The following is a 17,716-nucleotide window of genomic DNA, read 5'->3' as shown; positions in this document are numbered from 1 at the left end:
GCGCTCGCCGTACCACAACGGCAGTAACAATTATCCGCATCACCCACGATAGCCCTGTGAAATAGCAGGGCTTTTGTTTTTTTACTTTCGTTTTTCGTCTTTTTGTTGCAAATAAAAATAATTCTTATTATTTTTTCACGCCTAATTTTTACGAGAAAAGCACATGCGCATCCTTTTTCTCCTCTTCACCCTACTCAGCCTTTCCCCTCTGGTGCAGGCCAAAACCGTCACCGATATCACCGGTCGTCAGGTCATCATTCCGGATAACCCACAACGGATCGTGCTGGGTGAAAGTCGCATGTTGTATACGCTGGCCTTGCTGGAACCGGGGAACCCGGCGCAGCACATCGTGGGATGGCCAGGCGACCTGGCACGTTACGATGCCCAAAGCTGGGGGCGCTACATAACGGCATTCCCTGATATCGCACGTATTCCACAGTTGGGTAATGGCAATCTCAACAGCGTCAACGCGGAGATGCTATTGCCACTGAAGCCCGACCTGGTGATCCTGCCTCGGCTGGCCAAAGGAGCTGACAACGAACAGAGCATCCAGCAAGCGTTAACGCAGGCGGGCATTCCTTATATCTATGTCGACCTGCGCATTGACCTGCTGAAAAACACCGTCCCCAGCCTGCGCCTGTTGGGTGAGGTACTGAACCAGCAGTCACGTGCCGATGCCTTTATCACGTTCTACCAGCAGCATATGGATGCCATCAGAACACGGCTCGCGCAGTACCAGGGGCGCAAACCGACGGTGATGTTGCATTTGCATCTTGGTCGCCGGGATACCTGCTGCACCACTGCCGTCAACGGTAATCTCGGCGAACTGTTGACCTTTGCTGGCGGCGATAACATCGCGGCAGGCAAAGTCAAAGGGGTGTACGGTGAGCTGAGCCCGGAACAGGTCTTAGCCGCTCAACCTGATGTCTATATTGCCACCGGCATGGCCGGGCCTGACGGCAAACGCTTTTCTGACCTGATGCTCGGCCCGGACGTCACGCCCCGTCAGGCAAGTGACAGTTTACGCACGCTACTGCTGCAAGAGCCTCTGCTCTCACACCTCAGCGCCGTCGGCAACGGCCGGGCCTGGAGTATGTGGCACAACTTTTATCTCAGCCCTTATCACGTGGTGATGGTGGAAATGTTCGCCAAAGCCCTCTACCCGACGCTGTTTAGCGACATCGATCCACAGCGCACCTTACAACAACTCTATCAACAATTTTTACCGATTGATTTTTCAGGGACCTATTGGAGTCAGTTAACACATGAATAACCGCCACTGGCAAAAAAGCTGGCCGCTGCTAGCTTTGCTGCCACTCAGCCTTCAGGCCACCGCCGCATCAACCGATAGCACTACCCCGTCAGAGACCAAAAAGCAGGAAGATACCCTGGTGGTAAACGCCAGCACACCTGCTACCAGCACTGGGGATACCGGCTATCAGCCGCACAACGCCGTCATCGGCACCCGTACCGACAGCCGCCTGCTGGATATACCGCAGGCCGTTAATGTGGTGCCGCAGCAGGTGCTGGAGGATCAGGCGGTCAGAAACCTTGACGATGCGTTATACAACGTCAGTGGCATCACTCAGGCCAACACGCTGGGCGGAACACAGGATGCCGTGATGAAGCGAGGTTTCGGTGATAACCGCGACGGTTCCATCCTGCGTGACGGTGTGCGTTCGATTCAGGCTCGCAACGTCACCCCGACCACCGAGCGAGTAGAAGTCCTCAAAGGGCCGGCCTCCATGCTGTACGGCTGGGGCGACCCTGGCGGTATGATCAACATCATCAGCAAAAAACCGGAACTGGTGCAGAAAACCCATATCGAAGGCTGGAATAGCAGCTTTAATGGCGGGGGCGGCCAGTTTGACATCACCGGCCCGCTCAGCACCTCTGGTCTGGCTTATCGTCTGATTGTCGATCACGATGAAACCGATTACTGGCGTAATTTCGGACGCAATCGTCAGACAACCGTTGCCCCTTCACTGATGTGGTATGGCGAAAATACCACCGTGCTGGTTGCTTATGAGCACATGGAATACCTGACGCCGTTTGATCGCGGGACCGTTATCGATAGCCGTACCGGCAAACCCGTTGCCACGCCGCGCGAACGACGGTTTGATGAAACCTATAACGCCACCCGTGGCGATCAGGATACCCTGACGTTCCAGATGGAAAATACGCTGAACGAGCGCTGGAAAAGTAAACTGAATTACGCTTATAGCCGCAATACCTATAACGATAATCAGGCGCGTGCCATGTCGCTTAATCCAACAACCGGATTTCTGACACGCCGGGCTGATGCAACGCAGGACGCACACAGTCAGTCACAGAATGTGCAACTGGCGTTAAATGGCGATATCGACTGGGGCAGCATCAACCACCAGTTGTTATTCGGTTTCGATCATGAAGCTGACCGTACCCATCGCGGCAATATGATTCGTGGTAAAAACAACAGCAGTTTCAATATTTATAACCCGGTATACGGCCTTTTCCCGGCATCCAACTCGGTTATCGCAGCTGAGAGCGACCAGAAAGAAGACGTCGACAGCACCGGCGTTTTCATGCAGGACGCCATACGACTGGATGAACACTGGATGCTGTTAGGCGGCGTGCGCTATGACCGCTTCGATGTCATGTCAGGCAAAGGACGTCCCTTCGTGACCAATACCGACAGGTCGGACAGCCGACTGGTGCCACGCGCGGGTGTCGTGTACAACCTCACGTCTTACGCCTCGTTGTACACCAGTTATAGCGAATCCTTTAAGCCTAACTCGGCAGTCAACAAAGCAATAGGGGCGACGATGGAGCCGGAAGTCGGGCGCTCCTATGAGATTGGTGCCAAGCTGGATCTCCCCAATCGTATTACCGCCAACCTGGCGTTATTCGATATTCAAAAACGCAACGTGATGGTGGATGAACTACAGGTCATTAACGGCATCAGCGAAACCGTTACCCGCACTGCCGGTAAAGTGCGTTCGCAAGGGGTAGAAGTGGATGTGGCGGGTAAACTAACCGACAGCCTGAGTCTGATTGGTGCCTACGCTTTTACCGATGCACGCGTCACTTCCGACCCGACGAATCAGGGTAATGAAATGTCTAACGTGGCGCGCCATACCGCGTCACTGTTCCTGACCAACGATTTCGGCAATCTGGGCCTTCACGCGGGTGATGATCTGCGCGCAGGCGTCGGCGCTCGCTACGTGGGCCGTCGCCCCGGCGATGCCGCCAACAGCTTCTTCCTTGACGACTACACCGTGGCGGATGCCTTTATCGCCTATAGCGTGCCGCTCAACGGTTACAAGGTGAAATGGCAGTTGAACATCAAAAACCTGTTCGACAAAACCTACTACCCCTCCAGCGGCAGCAGCCAATATGTGGCGATTGGCGACCCGCGTGAAGTGGTGTTGCGCGCCAGCGTCGATTTCTAATTATTACCGCGACGCCTCTCATGCGTGCCGTCTCCCGGCTGCACGCATGAGATGCACTTTCGGCATCGGCCGATTGACCACACGAGGCAAGCTGGTTAACGTCTCGTCATCACACATGATCAGGAGGCGTTATGCCGGAGATCCACGAAGTCGTACGTCTGCGCCCGCTAGAGCGTGACGACCTCACCTTTGTTCATCAGTTGGATAATAACGCCAGCGTTATGCGCTACTGGTTTGAAGAGCCTTACGAGGCATTTGTCGAATTGAGCGACCTGTACGACAAACACATCCACGACCAGAGCGAACGTCGTTTTATTATTGAGCACGACGCCACCAAAGTCGGTCTGGTGGAACTGGTGGAAATCAACCATATCCACCGTCGCGCCGAATTTCAGATAATCATCGATCCAGCCCATCAGGGGCAAGGTTATGCCAGCGCCGCCGCGCGACTGGCAATGGATTACGGCTTTTCAATTCTCAACCTCTACAAGCTGTACCTGATCGTAGACAAAGAGAACCAGAAAGCCATCCACATCTACACCAAACTAGGCTTTGAAGTGGAAGGCGAGTTGATTCATGAGTTCTTCACCAACGGCGAATACCACAACGCCATCCGTATGTGCATCTTCCAGCATCAGTATCTGGCGAAGTACAAACACCCCGGCAACAAAAACACTGAAGACGCGATAACACGCTGACTCATTGAGAGTCAGCGAGAGTAAAGCGCCTGAGTCAACCTCAGGCGTGATAACGACGGAACAGCGCCTTACCGCGTAACAGACGTAACCCTAGCCAACTGCCGTACAGCGACAGCAGCAACGCCGCCACGACCGGCAACCCGCCCCACAGCCACAGGTTCGGCTGCCACGGAAAATCAAACACCTTGCGTTGCAACAACCACAATGCCGCTTCCGCTCCCAGTGCTGCCGCCACACCGGCCGATAACCCCAGCACCGCGAACTCCCACCACAAGGTGGCGCGTAATAAACGCTGCCCGGCCCCTAGCGTGCGATAGACAATCAACTCCTGACGTCGCTGGCGCATCCCCACCTGAATCTGTGCCAACAACAACAGTGCGCCGCAGAACAGCACCAGCACCACCATCACTTCTAGCGCCAGCCCGACCTGCTGCAACACCGCACCAAGCTGCTGCAGAATCGCCCCGACATCCAACACCGTCAGCGTGGGAAACTGTCGATTCAACTGGGTGATCAACGTATCGCCGCCGTCATAACGAAAGCTGGTCAACCACGACTGCGGCTGGCTATCCAGCGATCCGGGCGGGAAGATAAAGAAAAAGTTCGGCCGCAGGCTTTCCCAATCCACCTGCCGCAGGCTGCTGATGGTGGCCTGAAACGGCTGGGTATCGCCGGTAAACGTCAGCGTATCGCCAATCTTCACCCCCAGACGTTGCGCCACACCTTTCTCTATCGACACTTCGCCCGCTTTGGGCGGCCACTGCCCTGCCACCAGCGGATTATGCCCCGGCAACTGCGCCAGCCAGGTCAGGTTCAACTCCCGGTTGACGGTTTCCCCACCGGGGTCATCCTCGTGCACCAGATCGGTCGCCCTCAGCCCATTGATTTCCGTCAGACGGGCGCGAATGATCGGGTAGAACGTTTGCGGTTTTACCTGATGCTGCACCAGAAAATCCCTGACCTGTGGCACCTGATCCGCATTGATATTCAACACAAAGTAGTTAGGGCTACCGGGGGGTAACTGCTGTTGCCAGCGCGCCAGCAAATCACCACGCAACAGCAGCAAAAGCGACAACAGCATAAAAGAGAGCGAAAACGCCGCCAGTTGCCCCAGCGTGACCCATGGTTGACGTAACAAGCGGTTAATTGCCAAACGCAATGACAGCCTTTTCAGCGTCAGGCGACGCAACACGAGCAAGCTGCCCCAGCCAATCCCCCCCAGCAGCAGCGATAATGCCAGCATCCCGCCAAGCAGCGACCATAACAACGCGCCGCCACCAGACAACACCACCAGTAAACCGATAACAACCACTGCCACGGCGGGCAGGTAATAGCGCAACGGCCACACATTCGCGACCACATCCTGACGTAATACCCGCAGCGGCAGGGTCGCCAGCAACTGCCGGTAAGGGCGAATCCCCACCAGCAATGAAATCAACACCAGCGTTCCCAGCGCCCAGCACCACGGCCATAGCCCGGCAGCGGGTAATTCGCCCGGCAACACCGGTGCAAGTACCCGTATCAGCAACGCTTCAAAGCCCATTCCCAGCAGGCTGCCGCACAATGCCGATAGCATCAGTACCGAGACCCACTGCCCGATAATCAGCCGACGCAACGCCTGACGCCCAGCCCCCAGCGTTTTCAGTACCGCCACCAGGTCGTAACGGCTGCGGCAATAATGCCCCATCGCCACCGTGACCGCCGCCACCGAAAGCAGTAACGTCAGCAGTGCCGACAACAGCAGGAACTGCTGGGAGCGTTGCAACGATTTACCCACGGCCCCCTGCGAATCCGCCATGCCATACCAGCGTTGATCCGGCTTCAACTGTGGCGTGATAACATCGCTAAAGCGGGTGAGTTGTGAGGGTGTCCCGGCAAACATATAGCGCCAGGTAATGCGTCCACCGGGCTGAATCGCGCCGGTTTTTTCCACATCCGCCAGATTCATTAATATCCGTGGTGCGGTCTCGAACGGATTAAACCCCGCGTCCGGTTCTTGCAGTAGTTCACCGGCGATGGTCAAGGTGGTATCGCCGACATCCAACTTATCGCCCACCTTTATCCCTAGTAACGCGAGCAGACGCGGGGCGACCAGCGCCGTGCCCGGCGACACCCTAAGTCCAGCGGGTTGTGTCTTCAGCTCGCCATACAGTGGATACTGCGTATCGGTGGCTCTGACCTGTGCCAGTTGCGCGTTGTCCCCCGCATAAGTCATGGTCATGAACGATACTTGTCGACTCTGCGTCAGTCCTACTTGACGCGCCTGCTGTAACCACTGTTCATCTACCGGGCGGGATGCCCGCAGCACGCGATCACCCGCCAGAAAATCCCGACTTTGCAGACTCAGCCCTTTCTCCATCCGATCGCTGATAGACCCCAGCGCCAGCACGCAAGCCACCGACAGCGTCAGTGCAAGCCAGACAATCAGCAACGACGGCGATCGCCACTCTCGCCAAAACCAACGCCAGATCATGCATCCTCCCACAATTTTCCGTCGCGCAACCGCAGGCAACGCTCACAACGCGCCGCCAGTTGTTCATCATGCGTCACCAAGATCAGCGTGGTAGCAAAGTCGCGATTGAGGGAAAACAGCAGATTAGCGATACGATCGCCGGTTTGACGGTCGAGGTTACCGGTCGGTTCATCGGCAAACAACAACCGTGGGCGGCCGCTGAACGCACGAGCCAGCGCAACGCGCTGCTGTTCACCGCCGGAAAGCTGCGCGGGCAGGTGGTGTAATCGCGCTCCCAACCCAAGCTGTTGTAAAAGCTGCTCCGCCTGCTGGCGGCTGTGGCGATCGCTTTCGCCACGCAGCAACGCCGGTAGCTGCACGTTCTCGAGCGCGGTCAGGGTCGGTACCAGCATAAAAGACTGAAACACAAACCCCACATTCTGCGCCCGCAGTGCGGCACGGCCTTCTTCATCCAGGCTATCGAGCCGCTGACCAAGCAGCGACACCTGCCCACTGCTGCCGTCATCCAGTCCGGCCAGAATCCCCAACAGGGTCGATTTCCCTGAACCGGACTCGCCCACCAGCGCAATGGTCTGAGCAGGTTTGACAACCAGCTCAACTCCGGTGAGGATGGAGAGCTGATGTTCCCCCTGACCAACGTGCTTACTAAGATGATGAACTTCAAGAATGTTTTCTGCAGGCATGTCGTTATCCTTCTATTCTGGGGCCTGTTCAGTCTGCGCGCCTTCGCGACAGATACGCTATTGGTGCTGGGCGACAGCCTGAGCGCAGGCTATCGTATGGCGGCGAACCAGGCCTGGCCTGCATTACTGGATGCGACCTGGCAGTCGCGCTCCCCTGCCGTCACGGTCCGGGTGGTGAACGCCAGCATCAGCGGCGACACCGCCGCACAGGGGCTGGCGCGACTGCCGGTGTTGCTACAACAACATCAGCCGCGCTGGGTATTGATTGAGCTGGGCGGCAATGACGGTCTGCGTGGGTTTCCCCCCCAAAACCTGGAGCGGGAACTCGCCAGCGTAATTACTCAAGTCAAAGCGGCCCATGCCCAACCGTTGCTGATGCAAATCCGCTTGCCAGCCAACTATGGACGGCGCTATACGGAATCGTTCAGCGCGGTTTATCCGCGGCTTGCTACAACGTTAGGCGTTCCTCTGCTGCCGTTTTTCATGGAACAGGTTTATCTCAAACCAGAATGGATGCAGGATGATGGCATCCATCCTAACCGTGACGCTCAGCCGTTTATCGCACAATGGATGGCGACACAGCTTGACCCCATTATTAACCAACACTGAGTCTAGTAAAGATTAACAGTTAACCACGACTCTTGATATTTAAGCGTTTTCGTTAGGTAAAGTTATGCAAAAAGCGGTTTTGATTACCGGTTGCTCCAGCGGCATTGGCCTGATTGCCGCTCAATGTTTGCAACAACGCGGCTATCGCGTACTGGCGGCCTGCCGCCGTCATCAGGATGTGGCGCGCATGAATTCGCTGGGCTTTGAAGGGATCGATCTGGATCTCGACAACAGTGCCAGCGTCAGGCAAGCGGCGGATATCGTGATTGCCTTGACCGGCAACCAGCTCTACGGCTTGTTTAACAACGCCGGTTACGGGTTGTACGGCCCGCTCAACACCATCTCCCGTCAGCAACTGGAACAGCAGTTTTCCAGTAATCTGTTTGGCACCCACCAGCTAACCCAGCTGTTGCTGCCTGCCATGTTACCGCACGGCGAAGGGCGAATTATCCAGACCAGTTCAGTCATGGGACTCATCTCCACCCCAGGGCGAGGCGCTTACGCGGCCAGTAAATATGCGCTGGAAGCCTGGTCCGACGCCTTGCGTATGGAACTACACGGCAGTGGTATACATGTATCGTTGATCGAACCCGGCCCCATCAGTACCCGATTCACTGACAATGTGGCACAGACGCAACAGGATAAACCGGTTACCAACCCCGGTATCGCCAGCCGTTTCACGCTGCCGCCGCAAGCCGTGCTGCCGAAATTGATTCACGCGCTGGAAAGTCCACGCCCGAAATTACGCTATCCGGTCACGTTGCTTGCCCACGGCATTACCATACTACGCCGCGTGCTACCGGGCTGCGTGCTTGACCATCTGCTGCGGACAAAATCCTGATTCGGGGTTGAAGTGTCGGACATCACCCCCATAATGGCTAAAAAGGCTGAGAGAGAATGACATGTTTGAACAACACGCCAACGTGATTGATATCAACGAGACCAATTTGCATCAGGTGCTGGAACAGTCCATGAGCGCCCCGGTGCTGTTTTATTTCTGGTCTGATCGCAGTACTCACTGCCAGCAACTGGGCCCGGTGCTGGACAAACTGGCGGCGGAGTATGCCGGTCAGTTTATTCTGGCAAAAGTGGACTGCGATGCTGAGCAACGTGTGGCGGCGCAGTTCGGTCTGCGCGCTATTCCAACGGTGTATCTGTTCAAGGACGGTCAGCCCGTAGACGGTTTTCAGGGTCCGCAGCCGGAAGACGTCATCCGTGAACTGCTGCAACGTGTCTTGCCGAAAGCCGAAGACCTCAAACTGGCGCAAGCGCAGCAGTTGATTCAGGAAAACCAGTTAAAAGAAGCGGTAGTCCTGTTGAAAGACGCCTGGCAGTTGGACACCAAGCGCAGCGACATCGCGCTGTTGCTGGCGGAAGTGCAGATCCAACTCAATCGCTCCGAAGATGCGCAAGCGGTGCTGGATACGATCCCACTACAGGATCAGGACACCCGTTATCATGGGCTGGTGGCGCAAATCGAATTGATGAAACAAGCGGCGGATACACCGGAGATTCAGCACCTCCAACAGCAACTGGCGGCGTCACCGGATAACCAGGAACTGGCGGTACAGTTGAGTCTGCAACTGCATCAGGTCGGGCGTAACGAAGAAGCGCTGGAACTGCTGATGGGCTTGCTGAAAAAAGATCTGGCGGCGGCCGATGGCAGCGCCCGTAAGACACTGATGGATATCATGGCGGCACTGGGTACTGGCGATGCGCTGGCTGCTCGCTACCGCCGTCAGTTGTACTCTTTGTTATACTGATCGTTGTTGTACTGATCCTTGTTGTATTGATCCTTAGCGAATTCCTGACGCTAACGACGGGGGCCACGGCCCCCGCTTTCGTTTTCCCAGGTGGCAGATTAGCGCGTCGCCAGCACGCTTATCCAACCATGACCACCATACACCGGCCAGCCGTTAAGCCAGCGGCGCAGCATATTCATCGCCAGCATCGCCACCACATCCTGATGGGTTTTACGGCTATAGCGTCGTGCATTCACCTGAATGGTCTGGGCAAATGTCCCTTCTGGGGTATGCAACGCCAGCGTCAAAACACCGTCCTCCTCAGAACGACCCACGTATAACGCTAATTGCGCCTGATGACGCTCTGCCAGCGTTAGCGTCTCTCCGGCGGAGTCGTCCAGTGTTAATGCAGTCTTCTCCAACCGTAATTCACCGCCGGATAGCGGGACTTCCGCCTCGCGTAACTGCCAGTTGAGCAAACCGGCGGTGAAGTCTTCCGCCACCGCCAGACGCAGCCCACGCTCGTGCAGGCGTCGGGCCAATTGCGCAGGTAACCCTTCCGTGCCCTCGAAAATCATATTCTCGCCCGCGACATCACGCACCGTTTGCCACACCGCTTCCATCTCCTGACGCCGGGCTGCGGGGCCAGTGAGTTTCAGCTCGATTATCGGCATTGAGGAGCGATACCCCAGCACGACGTCCGGTGGTAACGACAAGCAGTCAAGCTGGCTGGCAAGATCGCTTTCGGAGCGCCCAAATGTGGTCAGCCGCAGACACAGTGGCGGTTCAGCCACCGTAAAACGCTGGCGAAGACGCGGCAGAATCTGCTGCTCCACCATCACTTTAAATTCAGAAGGCACGCCGGGGGTGAAAAACATCAGGCACCGGTTCAGTTGCATGGCAAACCCGCAGGCGCTACCAACCGGGTTATCTACCAGTTCCGCACTGGCAGGCAGTTGTGCCTGTTTGCGGTTGCTATCAGCCATAACACGGCCGCGCTCGGTGAAAAAGGCCTCCATCTGGACGAGCCATTCAGGATGCTCAACCAGTGTTTCTCCGGCAGCGGTAGCGGCCGCCAGCGCACTGAGGTCATCACTGGTTGGGCCCAACCCACCATTGACGATCAGTACGTCGGCTATCTGGCTACGCTCGGTTAACGCGGCGACCAGTTCTTCGAGTTTATCGCCCACTGTCATACGACTGGTCATCGGCACACCCTGTGAAAACAGGTAATCCGCCAGCCAGGCGGCGTTGGTATCCACAATCTGCCCGTGCAGGACTTCATCACCGGTACATAACATCTCAACCCTAAGCATCCACGGCACTCCTTATGATGGTTTCACACCACTTTAGAAATTCGACGCCATAAACACAATGGTGCGTTTTAGCTGATAAAACCGTCAGCAGGCAAAATCCGCCATCTGATAAAAAGACAAAAGGCGTGACTCAGCACGCCTTGGGTTTTTACACATCGATCGTTTTACACATCGATAATGGGGATTAGAAATTCAGCCCCACGCCAACGTAAGCGGTATCCGCGACACGGTTATTGTTGCTGGATTCGCCAGACGCCATATTGATATAGCGATAACCGACATCCAGCGATAACGGACGGAACGGCTGCCAACGCACACCACCACGGGCTTCCACATAGTGATCAACGTGGCTGGAGAACGCGTCCGGCGAGTAATACCCTTCACCGTACAGGGAAATAGAACTGGTCATCGGCACTTGCAATCCACCACCCAGCGCCACGCCATAACCGTCTTTAAAACGATTCTGGTTCAGATAAAGCCCTTTGGCACCGACTTTCAGCGACGCATTACTCAAGGCAAAGGTATAATCCACACCGGCGCTGTAAACGTCGTTGCTGTGTTTGTCATCATGACCCCAGCCGACATTACCAGACAAACCGGGCATGCCCAGACCGAAACCTGCACTGGCACCGGTGTAATCTCGTCCTGCTTCCCCGGAAAGACTGATGGCATGAGCGGAAACCGTCGCCATCAGCAAACCTCCCGCCAAAGCAATACCCCACTTTTTCATATCTATAATCCTTAATACGATTAAGAGCCTATCCCAGTAGGCGTTATTGACGCAGCCAGTTTGGACTCGGACAGCGCGGAGAACCCGGAGCGTACACGGAGTACGTGAGGAGTTCGAGCACTGCCCAGGGCCAAAATGGCCAGTGAAATAGCCCTAATGGGATAGGCTCTAAGTTAAACGCGCATAGCACGATGATGCTAACAGGCATTTTACCCGAATATTCAGCGGCCAAAAGCGTAAATAACCGCAAGTGTAATACGATTGGGCTGGGAATCAGGTGGTTATACCAGACTACGCGGTTGCTGTTCCACCCAGGCTTTCACCTGTTGACGGGAGATTTTTATCCCGCCGTTTTTCAATTCGTCCGGCAACAGGTAACAGGCTATCGGACGTTGAAACCCCGCCAGCCGGGATTGCCACCACGCAACTAATTGCGACAACGGCAGATGGTTCGCCACCTCCACCACCGCCACCGGACGCTGACCGAACTCGGGGTCATCCACAGGCACCACGCACGCGTAGGTCACATCTGGGTGTTGCATCAGCACGGCTTCCACATCTTCAGGTTGAATGCCTTCACCGCCGCTGAAAAACTGGTTATCCAGCCGCCCCAGAATTCGCCACTCGCGGCCATCCCACTGGCCACGATCACGGGTATGAAACCAACCCTTCGCGTCAGTAAGCGGGTTGACCCGCCCTTCGCGCCAGTACCCCAGCGCCAGACAACGGCCACGCAGCAAGATCTCCTCACCCTCCAGCATGATCTCACGCCCTGCCAGTGGTAACCCAACGCCGTCATGGCCGTCAGCCCGCTTGGCGCAGACTGTCGATGCCAGTTCGGTAAGACCGTAGCCACACCAGCAACGGATCCCCCGCGCTTCGGCCTGTTGCATCAGCTCTGCCGGGATCATCGATCCGCCCAGCAAGACCGCCCGCAGGCTTACCGGTGAACGATTCTGCGACAACAAACGCCAGAGCTGGGTAGGCACCAGCGACGCATGGGTACACACGCGCAACGCGACATCCAGCGGCTGCTCGGGTTTCACGACCAGTGACGCACCGGCGGCCAGCCAGCGCCAGACGATCCCCTGTCCGGACACATGAAACAGCGGCAGCGACAGCAGCCAGCGATCGCCAGCACTGAACGCCATCAACGCCAGCACACCTTCAGCGCTGGCAAGATGCGCTTCACAGGTATGCACCGCGGCTTTCGGCATGCCGCTGGAACCAGAGGTTAGAGTCATGGTCGCCAGTCGTTGCGCCGCCCATGGCAGCGGTGGCGGCATCTCTGGTGCTGACAGGGGTGACGGCACATGTAACGGCATGATGCCTTGCGGCCAGCCGTGTTCGCCGGTACACAACCCATACTCGATATTCAGTGACGGCAACAACGCATCCAGCAGCGTATCCGGTAGTTGAGGATTCAACGGCAACAGACGTGCGCCGCACTGCAACAACGCCAGATAACAAAACAGCATCGTGGTGCTGTTTTTACCGCGCAGCGCTACCCCCATCCCCGGCTTAACCCCCTGACGCACGAAACCGATCGCCAGTTGATTCAGATGTGTTGCTACCTGCTGCCAGGTCCAGATTCCGCCATCGTCTATCAGCGCCGGGGCCATCGGCTGAGACACCGCCCAGCTTCGCCAGGGCCAGTCGCTCAGGCCTGCCATACCTGCTCCAGACGGTCTACCGTCATCAGCGGTAACGTACTATCAGGCCAGGCGCGAACGACCTGCGCCTGCATCAGGTCCAACGTATCCAGCCCTGGTAGCACTCCCGGCGTCAGCCAATGCGCCACCCGTGCCAGTTGCGTCAACCCCAGACTGGATTCAATGCTGGAACTGATAACCGCCGTCAAACCGGCCTGATGCGCCTGCTCAGCCAGTTGCCGACAACGGCTCAGGCTGCCAGTGAGTGACGGTTTGATGATAATCGCTGCCACCCCCGGCTCGGATTCCACCTGAAACCCCGGCTCACGCACGCTTTCATCCCAGGCGATAGCAATACCGGTAGCCTTGGCGAAATCGCGCGACTCGTCACGCGTTTTACACGGCTCTTCCAGAAAAGCGATGCGGGCACGATAAGCCGGTGTGACATAGCGGGCAAAACCGTCGGCCTTCTGCCGTGTCCAGCTACGGTTCGCATCCAGACGCAACCGCAAATCAGGCAAGGCTTCCAGCAACAGATTGACGATCATGCCGTCACGTACCGCCTCATACAGCCCGACTTTCACCTTTGCCAGCGGCTCGGGCAGGTGCTGCAACATGGCAAACAGTTCATCCGGATCGCCACTACACAACGGTGCCTTACGGTAATCCGCCGCGTTGGGTAACGCCCCTGTCAGTTCTGCCAGCGCACAACTGACGCCGAAATCCACCGACGGCATCCCACATTCATCCGGCGCTTGTCCAGCCAGCCAACCTTGTAACGGTAGCTGCGCCGTATTGAATGCCTCTTCAAGCGTTTCCACGCTGAACTGCGGTAGCGGCGCTATCTCACCCCACCCTTCGCGCTCGCCATCACGCAAGCGAAGCAGCAGCCCATCACGGGTTTTCAGACGCTGGTTACGCAACACCACCCCGGCGTCCATCGGCACGCTGTAACGATAGAGGGTAGCCTCACGCATCAGGGGTTCCGTTTGAATTTGCTGAAATCAGGCTGACGTTTTTCATTGAAAGCATTACGGCCTTCCTGCCCTTCATCCGTCATGTAGAACAGCATCGTGGCGTTGCCCGCCAGTTCCTGCAAGCCCGCCTGCCCGTCGCAGTCTGCATTCAGCGCCGCTTTCAGGCAACGCAGCGCCATCGGGCTGTTCTGCAACATCTCGCGACACCAACGCACGGTTTCGCGCTCCAGTTCAGCCAGCGGCACCACGGTGTTAACCAGTCCCATATCCAGCGCCTGTTGAGCGTCATACTGACGGCACAGGAACCAGATCTCACGGGCTTTTTTCTGCCCCACGATACGCGCCATGTAGGACGCGCCCCAACCGCCGTCAAAAGAACCGACGCGCGGCCCGGTCTGACCAAAAATGGCATTATCCGCCGCGATGGTCAGATCACACATCATGTGCAGCACATGACCGCCACCAATGGAATACCCGGCCACCATCGCCACAACCGGCTTCGGACAGGTACGGATCTGACGCTGGAAATCCAGCACATTGAGGTGGTGAACACCGCTGTCATCCTGATAACCGCCGTAATCGCCACGAACTTTCTGATCGCCACCGGAACAGAATGCCTTCTCACCAGCACCTGTCAGGACGATGACACCAATACCATCATCATGACGGGCATTGTCCAGCGCCTGAATCATCTCTTTTACCGTTTGCGGGCGAAACGCATTGCGCACCTGGGGACGATTGATGGTGATTTTGGCGATGCCGTCGGTCGACTTGTGATAGAGAATATCGACAAAATCCCCGCTGCAATCGTGCCATGTTACCGGGGCGTAAAGCAGTTCTTCACTGGGATAAAGCATAGTGGATCTTCCTTTCGGGATACGAAATAAACTGGCGAACCCGGTCGGCATAACCTGACGGGTTCGCATGATGAGCGTTGTGCCCGGCACCCTCCACACTCAGCAGCGGTAAACGATGCTGTGTGGCCAGCGCCTGAAATTTTGTGTCCTGGCTACCACAGAGATAACCGAATGGAACCTGTAACTGATGCAATGCGTCAACCAGACAAGGCTGACGAGATAAGGATGTCGCCTCCAGCATATCGGCGACGGCAGGCCCGTGGTTGTTGCTGCGCAGTGCTATCAACGTTGCACGCTGCTCCGGGGATAACCGGGCGAAAACCGGCTGTTGATACCAGTCCACCAGCACACTATCGAGAGGTTCAGCGCGAAAACGCCGCGCCCAGTTGGCATCATGCTGCTGTCGTGCCTCACGTTCGTCTGGCGATACCAGTCCCGGATGCCCGCCTTCCACCAACAGCCCCTGCAACCCATCCGCAGAACCCTGACAGGCGTGGTACATGGCGATACGACCACCCAGCGAATACCCTAACAACCAATACCCGGCAATGCCTTGTTGTGCCAATAACGTGGTCAACTGCCAACTGACATCGGCGAAATCAGCCACCGTTAACTGCCGGGACTCGCCGTGCCCCGGCAAATCCACCAGCAGCAACGGCCAGTCGGTTAAATACGGCAGCACGGGTTGCCAGTCCTCGCCGCTGCCGAGCAGTCCGTGCAGCACCACCAGCCAGGATTTTCCCGGTTGTGGCTGCCCCAGACGACGGCAATGCATTACCACGCCGACACCTCGGCCAGCAGTTGTTGCAATGTTTCCGCTCCCGCTTTGGGTTCTACTACCACTTCAAGCAGTGTCGTGCCACCCAACCGCCACCCATTGCTGACAGCTTCCTGTACGTCTGACCATTGCTGCGCTCTGGCATAACGTAGCCCGAACAGCGCCGCCGCATGGCGGAAATCCACCTGCTGTGGCATGCAATAGAAGGTTTCGCGTTGAGCTTCCGGGGTCGGCAATAACGAGAAAATCTGCCCGCCATTATTGTTTACCACCACCAGCACCAGTGGCGCAGGTGGCTGGCGCAATAATGCCAGCCCATTAAGGTCATACAGCGCCGACAAGTCACCGACAATCGCCAGCATCGGCCGGGCGTTAGCACGCTGTACGCCAGCCAGCGTCGACAGCAGTCCATCAATACCGCTGGCACCACGGTTGGCGTACACCGGATACCCAGCAGGTAAACGAGCAAACGCATCCACCAGTCTGACCGTCAGGCTGTTGCCGACAAAAAATTGCCCTTCTGGCGGCAGCAGTTCCGTTACGCGATGCGCCAGTTGCGCCTCACCGAAACCACTGGATAAACGGACGGCAACCTGGCGAGCAACCCGTGCCGCGCAAGACTCCACCTCAGGAGCCCAGGCAGGCTGTACTGCCACTGGATGCGCGGCCAGCCAGCCGGAAATATCGGCAACCAGACGACGCCCACGATGGTGGGCAGGGTCGAGCCGACCCGGCAGTGCATCAACCAACCAGTACTGTTCAGGCGCTATCGTCGCCTGCCACTGCAATAGCCGCTTACCGGTCAGGCTGGCGCCAAACTGCACCACAATCTCAGCCTGACGTAGCGCATCCGCTTGCGGGTGTTTTAGCCATACATCGGCGCAGGCCAGCGGTTGGCCCGTCTGCGATAAGACATCGCCGATAAGTGGCCAGCCGAGCTGACGCGCCCAATCGGTTATCTGCACGCCAGCCTGTGGCGGCACTCGCCCGACCAGCACGACACCACGCCGCTGTCGCCATTGCGGCCAGTCTGGCTGCATCGGCACCATCGGTAATGTCTGTTCATGCTGCAACCACGGCTGGGGCTGATGCCACCAGTCGCCCAGCACCTGTAACCAGTCCTGAAACGCGGCCGGGTCGTCATCACCGTATAACGGCTCAGCGAAGGGGCAGTTAATATGCAATGCACCGTGGCGTAATTCACCCAACGCATTATCGAGCGCAGACACCAGCCAGCGAGCGGGAATGTCTGGGGTAGGACGCGGCAATTCCAGCGTCACCGTCGGGTGCGAAGCAAACATACCGGGTTGCCGAATCGCCTGATTCGCACCGCAATCGATAAGCTCCGGTGGGCGGTCCGCTGTCAGTATGACCAGCCGTTCGCCGGTCAATCCCGCTTCAATGATCGCAGGATAAAGATTGGCGGCCGCCGTACCGGACGTCACCACCACCGCCACGGCTTCACCTGAGGCCTTAGCCAGCCCCAATGCCAGATGACCAAGACCACGCTCGTCAAAATGAGTATGGCATACCAGCGCCGGATGCGAGGCCGCCGCCAGCGTTAACGGGGTCGAACGTGATCCGGGCGCAATACAGACATGGCGCACGCCTTGATGACTGAGCGCCTCGAAAACCACCGTTGCCCAGCGACGGTTAAAAATATGTGTGGACATGATCGACTCAACAACTCCGGTTGCGGGTTGTGGCAATAATTATATTTTTTTTCATCCGGCCAACTTTGATATAAGCCAGTAACAGGCAATAAATCGC

At 57.0% G+C, this 17,716-nt stretch carries 15 protein-coding genes; 6 read left to right on the top strand and 9 right to left on the bottom strand.

Features of this window, described 5'->3' with window-relative positions; all coding sequences use genetic code 11:
- Positions 1-163 precede the first annotated feature (163 nt).
- The 3 genes from DZE2538_RS05260 (at position 164) to speG (ending at position 4,129) form a co-directional block, all read left to right on the top strand.
- Complete coding sequence (locus DZE2538_RS05260) at positions 164-1,273, top strand: ABC transporter substrate-binding protein (protein WP_038915771.1); 1,110 nt, start codon at positions 164-166, stop codon at positions 1,271-1,273.
- Entirely contained in the window at positions 1,266-3,431 is a 2,166-nt protein-coding gene (locus tag DZE2538_RS05255; protein WP_038915770.1) for a TonB-dependent siderophore receptor, read from the top strand. The genes DZE2538_RS05260 and DZE2538_RS05255 overlap by 8 nt, the downstream gene beginning before the upstream one ends.
- A 131-nt stretch (positions 3,432-3,562) precedes the next feature.
- Complete coding sequence (speG, locus tag DZE2538_RS05250; RefSeq protein ID WP_038915769.1) at positions 3,563-4,129, top strand: spermidine N1-acetyltransferase; 567 nt, start codon at positions 3,563-3,565, stop codon at positions 4,127-4,129.
- A 40-nt stretch (positions 4,130-4,169) separates the two neighbouring features.
- Here the strand turns inward: speG and ybbP are convergent, their stop codons facing one another.
- Both ybbP and ybbA read right to left on the bottom strand, forming a co-directional pair.
- On the bottom strand, positions 4,170-6,602 hold the full coding sequence (gene ybbP / locus DZE2538_RS05245; RefSeq protein ID WP_038915768.1) for a putative ABC transporter permease subunit YbbP: 2,433 nt from the start codon (positions 6,600-6,602) through the stop codon (positions 4,170-4,172).
- Complete coding sequence (gene ybbA / locus DZE2538_RS05240; RefSeq protein WP_019844594.1) at positions 6,599-7,285, bottom strand: putative ABC transporter ATP-binding protein YbbA; 687 nt, start codon at positions 7,283-7,285, stop codon at positions 6,599-6,601. Before ybbA ends, ybbP begins: the two co-directional genes overlap by 4 nt.
- On the opposite strand from ybbA, the gene tesA reads away from it, so the two are divergent.
- The 3 genes from tesA to DZE2538_RS05225 all read left to right on the top strand — a co-directional run bounded on the left by tesA (position 7,253) and on the right by DZE2538_RS05225 (position 9,657).
- Entirely contained in the window at positions 7,253-7,894 is a 642-nt protein-coding gene (tesA, locus tag DZE2538_RS05235; RefSeq protein ID WP_152486123.1) for a multifunctional acyl-CoA thioesterase I/protease I/lysophospholipase L1, read from the top strand. The two genes, ybbA and tesA, sit on opposite strands and share 33 nt — an antisense overlap.
- Positions 7,895-7,958: 64 nt before the next feature.
- Positions 7,959-8,735 (top strand): SDR family oxidoreductase, encoded by a 777-nt coding sequence (locus DZE2538_RS05230; protein WP_038913406.1) that lies wholly within the window; start codon positions 7,959-7,961, stop codon positions 8,733-8,735.
- A gap of 61 nt (positions 8,736-8,796) precedes the next feature.
- Positions 8,797-9,657, top strand: coding sequence for a thioredoxin family protein (locus tag DZE2538_RS05225; RefSeq protein WP_038913405.1), 861 nt, complete (start codon positions 8,797-8,799; stop codon positions 9,655-9,657).
- Positions 9,658-9,755: 98 nt separating this feature from the next.
- Here DZE2538_RS05225 and DZE2538_RS05220 read toward each other — a convergent pair whose 3' ends face one another.
- The 7 genes from DZE2538_RS05220 to menD all read right to left on the bottom strand — a co-directional run bounded on the left by DZE2538_RS05220 (position 9,756) and on the right by menD (position 17,619).
- The gene (locus DZE2538_RS05220) at positions 9,756-10,952 is read right to left on the bottom strand and encodes a nicotinamide mononucleotide deamidase-related protein YfaY (RefSeq protein ID WP_038915767.1); all 1,197 of its coding nucleotides are present in this window, start codon (positions 10,950-10,952) and stop codon (positions 9,756-9,758) included.
- A 184-nt stretch (positions 10,953-11,136) separates the two neighbouring features.
- Positions 11,137-11,682 carry a YfaZ family outer membrane protein gene (locus DZE2538_RS05215; protein WP_038913401.1) on the bottom strand — a complete coding sequence of 182 codons (546 nt, stop codon included), beginning with the start codon at positions 11,680-11,682 and terminating at the stop codon, positions 11,137-11,139.
- 281 nt (positions 11,683-11,963) lie between these two features.
- Positions 11,964-13,355 carry an o-succinylbenzoate--CoA ligase gene (menE, locus tag DZE2538_RS05210; protein ID WP_038915766.1) on the bottom strand — a complete coding sequence of 464 codons (1,392 nt, stop codon included), beginning with the start codon at positions 13,353-13,355 and terminating at the stop codon, positions 11,964-11,966.
- The gene (menC, locus tag DZE2538_RS05205) at positions 13,343-14,311 is read right to left on the bottom strand and encodes an o-succinylbenzoate synthase (protein WP_038915764.1); all 969 of its coding nucleotides are present in this window, start codon (positions 14,309-14,311) and stop codon (positions 13,343-13,345) included. The genes menE and menC overlap by 13 nt, the downstream gene beginning before the upstream one ends.
- On the bottom strand, positions 14,311-15,168 hold the full coding sequence (gene menB / locus DZE2538_RS05200) for a 1,4-dihydroxy-2-naphthoyl-CoA synthase (protein WP_012883812.1): 858 nt from the start codon (positions 15,166-15,168) through the stop codon (positions 14,311-14,313). Before menB ends, menC begins: the two co-directional genes overlap by 1 nt.
- Entirely contained in the window at positions 15,152-15,943 is a 792-nt protein-coding gene (gene menH, locus DZE2538_RS05195; protein ID WP_038915763.1) for a 2-succinyl-6-hydroxy-2,4-cyclohexadiene-1-carboxylate synthase, read from the bottom strand. The genes menB and menH overlap by 17 nt, the downstream gene beginning before the upstream one ends.
- The gene (gene menD, locus DZE2538_RS05190; protein ID WP_038915762.1) at positions 15,943-17,619 is read right to left on the bottom strand and encodes a 2-succinyl-5-enolpyruvyl-6-hydroxy-3-cyclohexene-1-carboxylic-acid synthase; all 1,677 of its coding nucleotides are present in this window, start codon (positions 17,617-17,619) and stop codon (positions 15,943-15,945) included. The genes menH and menD overlap by 1 nt, the downstream gene beginning before the upstream one ends.
- Positions 17,620-17,716 lie beyond the last annotated feature (97 nt).

The organism is Dickeya zeae NCPPB 2538, from assembly GCF_000406165.1.
Lineage (GTDB): Bacteria > Pseudomonadota > Gammaproteobacteria > Enterobacterales > Enterobacteriaceae > Dickeya > Dickeya zeae.
The sequence above is the reverse complement of the archived record's forward strand: the minus strand, read 5'-3'. Positions and strand labels throughout refer to the sequence as shown.

What these genes read in the sequence shown, in the direction of transcription:
- ybbP (WP_038915768.1), bottom strand. Translation starts at nt 6,602, where the DNA reads ATGATCTGGCGTTGGTTTTGGCGAGAGTGGCGATCGCCGTCGTTGCTG.
- DZE2538_RS05230 (WP_038913406.1), top strand. Translation starts at nt 7,959, where the DNA reads ATGCAAAAAGCGGTTTTGATTACCGGTTGCTCCAGCGGCATTGGCCTG.
- menC (WP_038915764.1), bottom strand. Translation starts at nt 14,311, where the DNA reads ATGCGTGAGGCTACCCTCTATCGTTACAGCGTGCCGATGGACGCCGGG.
- ybbA (WP_019844594.1), bottom strand. Translation starts at nt 7,285, where the DNA reads ATGCCTGCAGAAAACATTCTTGAAGTTCATCATCTTAGTAAGCACGTT.
- tesA (WP_152486123.1), top strand. Translation starts at nt 7,253, where the DNA reads ATGATGAACTTCAAGAATGTTTTCTGCAGGCATGTCGTTATCCTTCTA.
- menE (WP_038915766.1), bottom strand. Translation starts at nt 13,355, where the DNA reads ATGGCAGGCCTGAGCGACTGGCCCTGGCGAAGCTGGGCGGTGTCTCAG.
- DZE2538_RS05260 (WP_038915771.1), top strand. Translation starts at nt 164, where the DNA reads ATGCGCATCCTTTTTCTCCTCTTCACCCTACTCAGCCTTTCCCCTCTG.
- speG (WP_038915769.1), top strand. Translation starts at nt 3,563, where the DNA reads ATGCCGGAGATCCACGAAGTCGTACGTCTGCGCCCGCTAGAGCGTGAC.
- menD (WP_038915762.1), bottom strand. Translation starts at nt 17,619, where the DNA reads ATGTCCACACATATTTTTAACCGTCGCTGGGCAACGGTGGTTTTCGAG.
- DZE2538_RS05255 (WP_038915770.1), top strand. Translation starts at nt 1,266, where the DNA reads ATGAATAACCGCCACTGGCAAAAAAGCTGGCCGCTGCTAGCTTTGCTG.
- DZE2538_RS05225 (WP_038913405.1), top strand. Translation starts at nt 8,797, where the DNA reads ATGTTTGAACAACACGCCAACGTGATTGATATCAACGAGACCAATTTG.
- DZE2538_RS05220 (WP_038915767.1), bottom strand. Translation starts at nt 10,952, where the DNA reads ATGCTTAGGGTTGAGATGTTATGTACCGGTGATGAAGTCCTGCACGGG.
- DZE2538_RS05215 (WP_038913401.1), bottom strand. Translation starts at nt 11,682, where the DNA reads ATGAAAAAGTGGGGTATTGCTTTGGCGGGAGGTTTGCTGATGGCGACG.
- menH (WP_038915763.1), bottom strand. Translation starts at nt 15,943, where the DNA reads ATGCATTGCCGTCGTCTGGGGCAGCCACAACCGGGAAAATCCTGGCTG.
- menB (WP_012883812.1), bottom strand. Translation starts at nt 15,168, where the DNA reads ATGCTTTATCCCAGTGAAGAACTGCTTTACGCCCCGGTAACATGGCAC.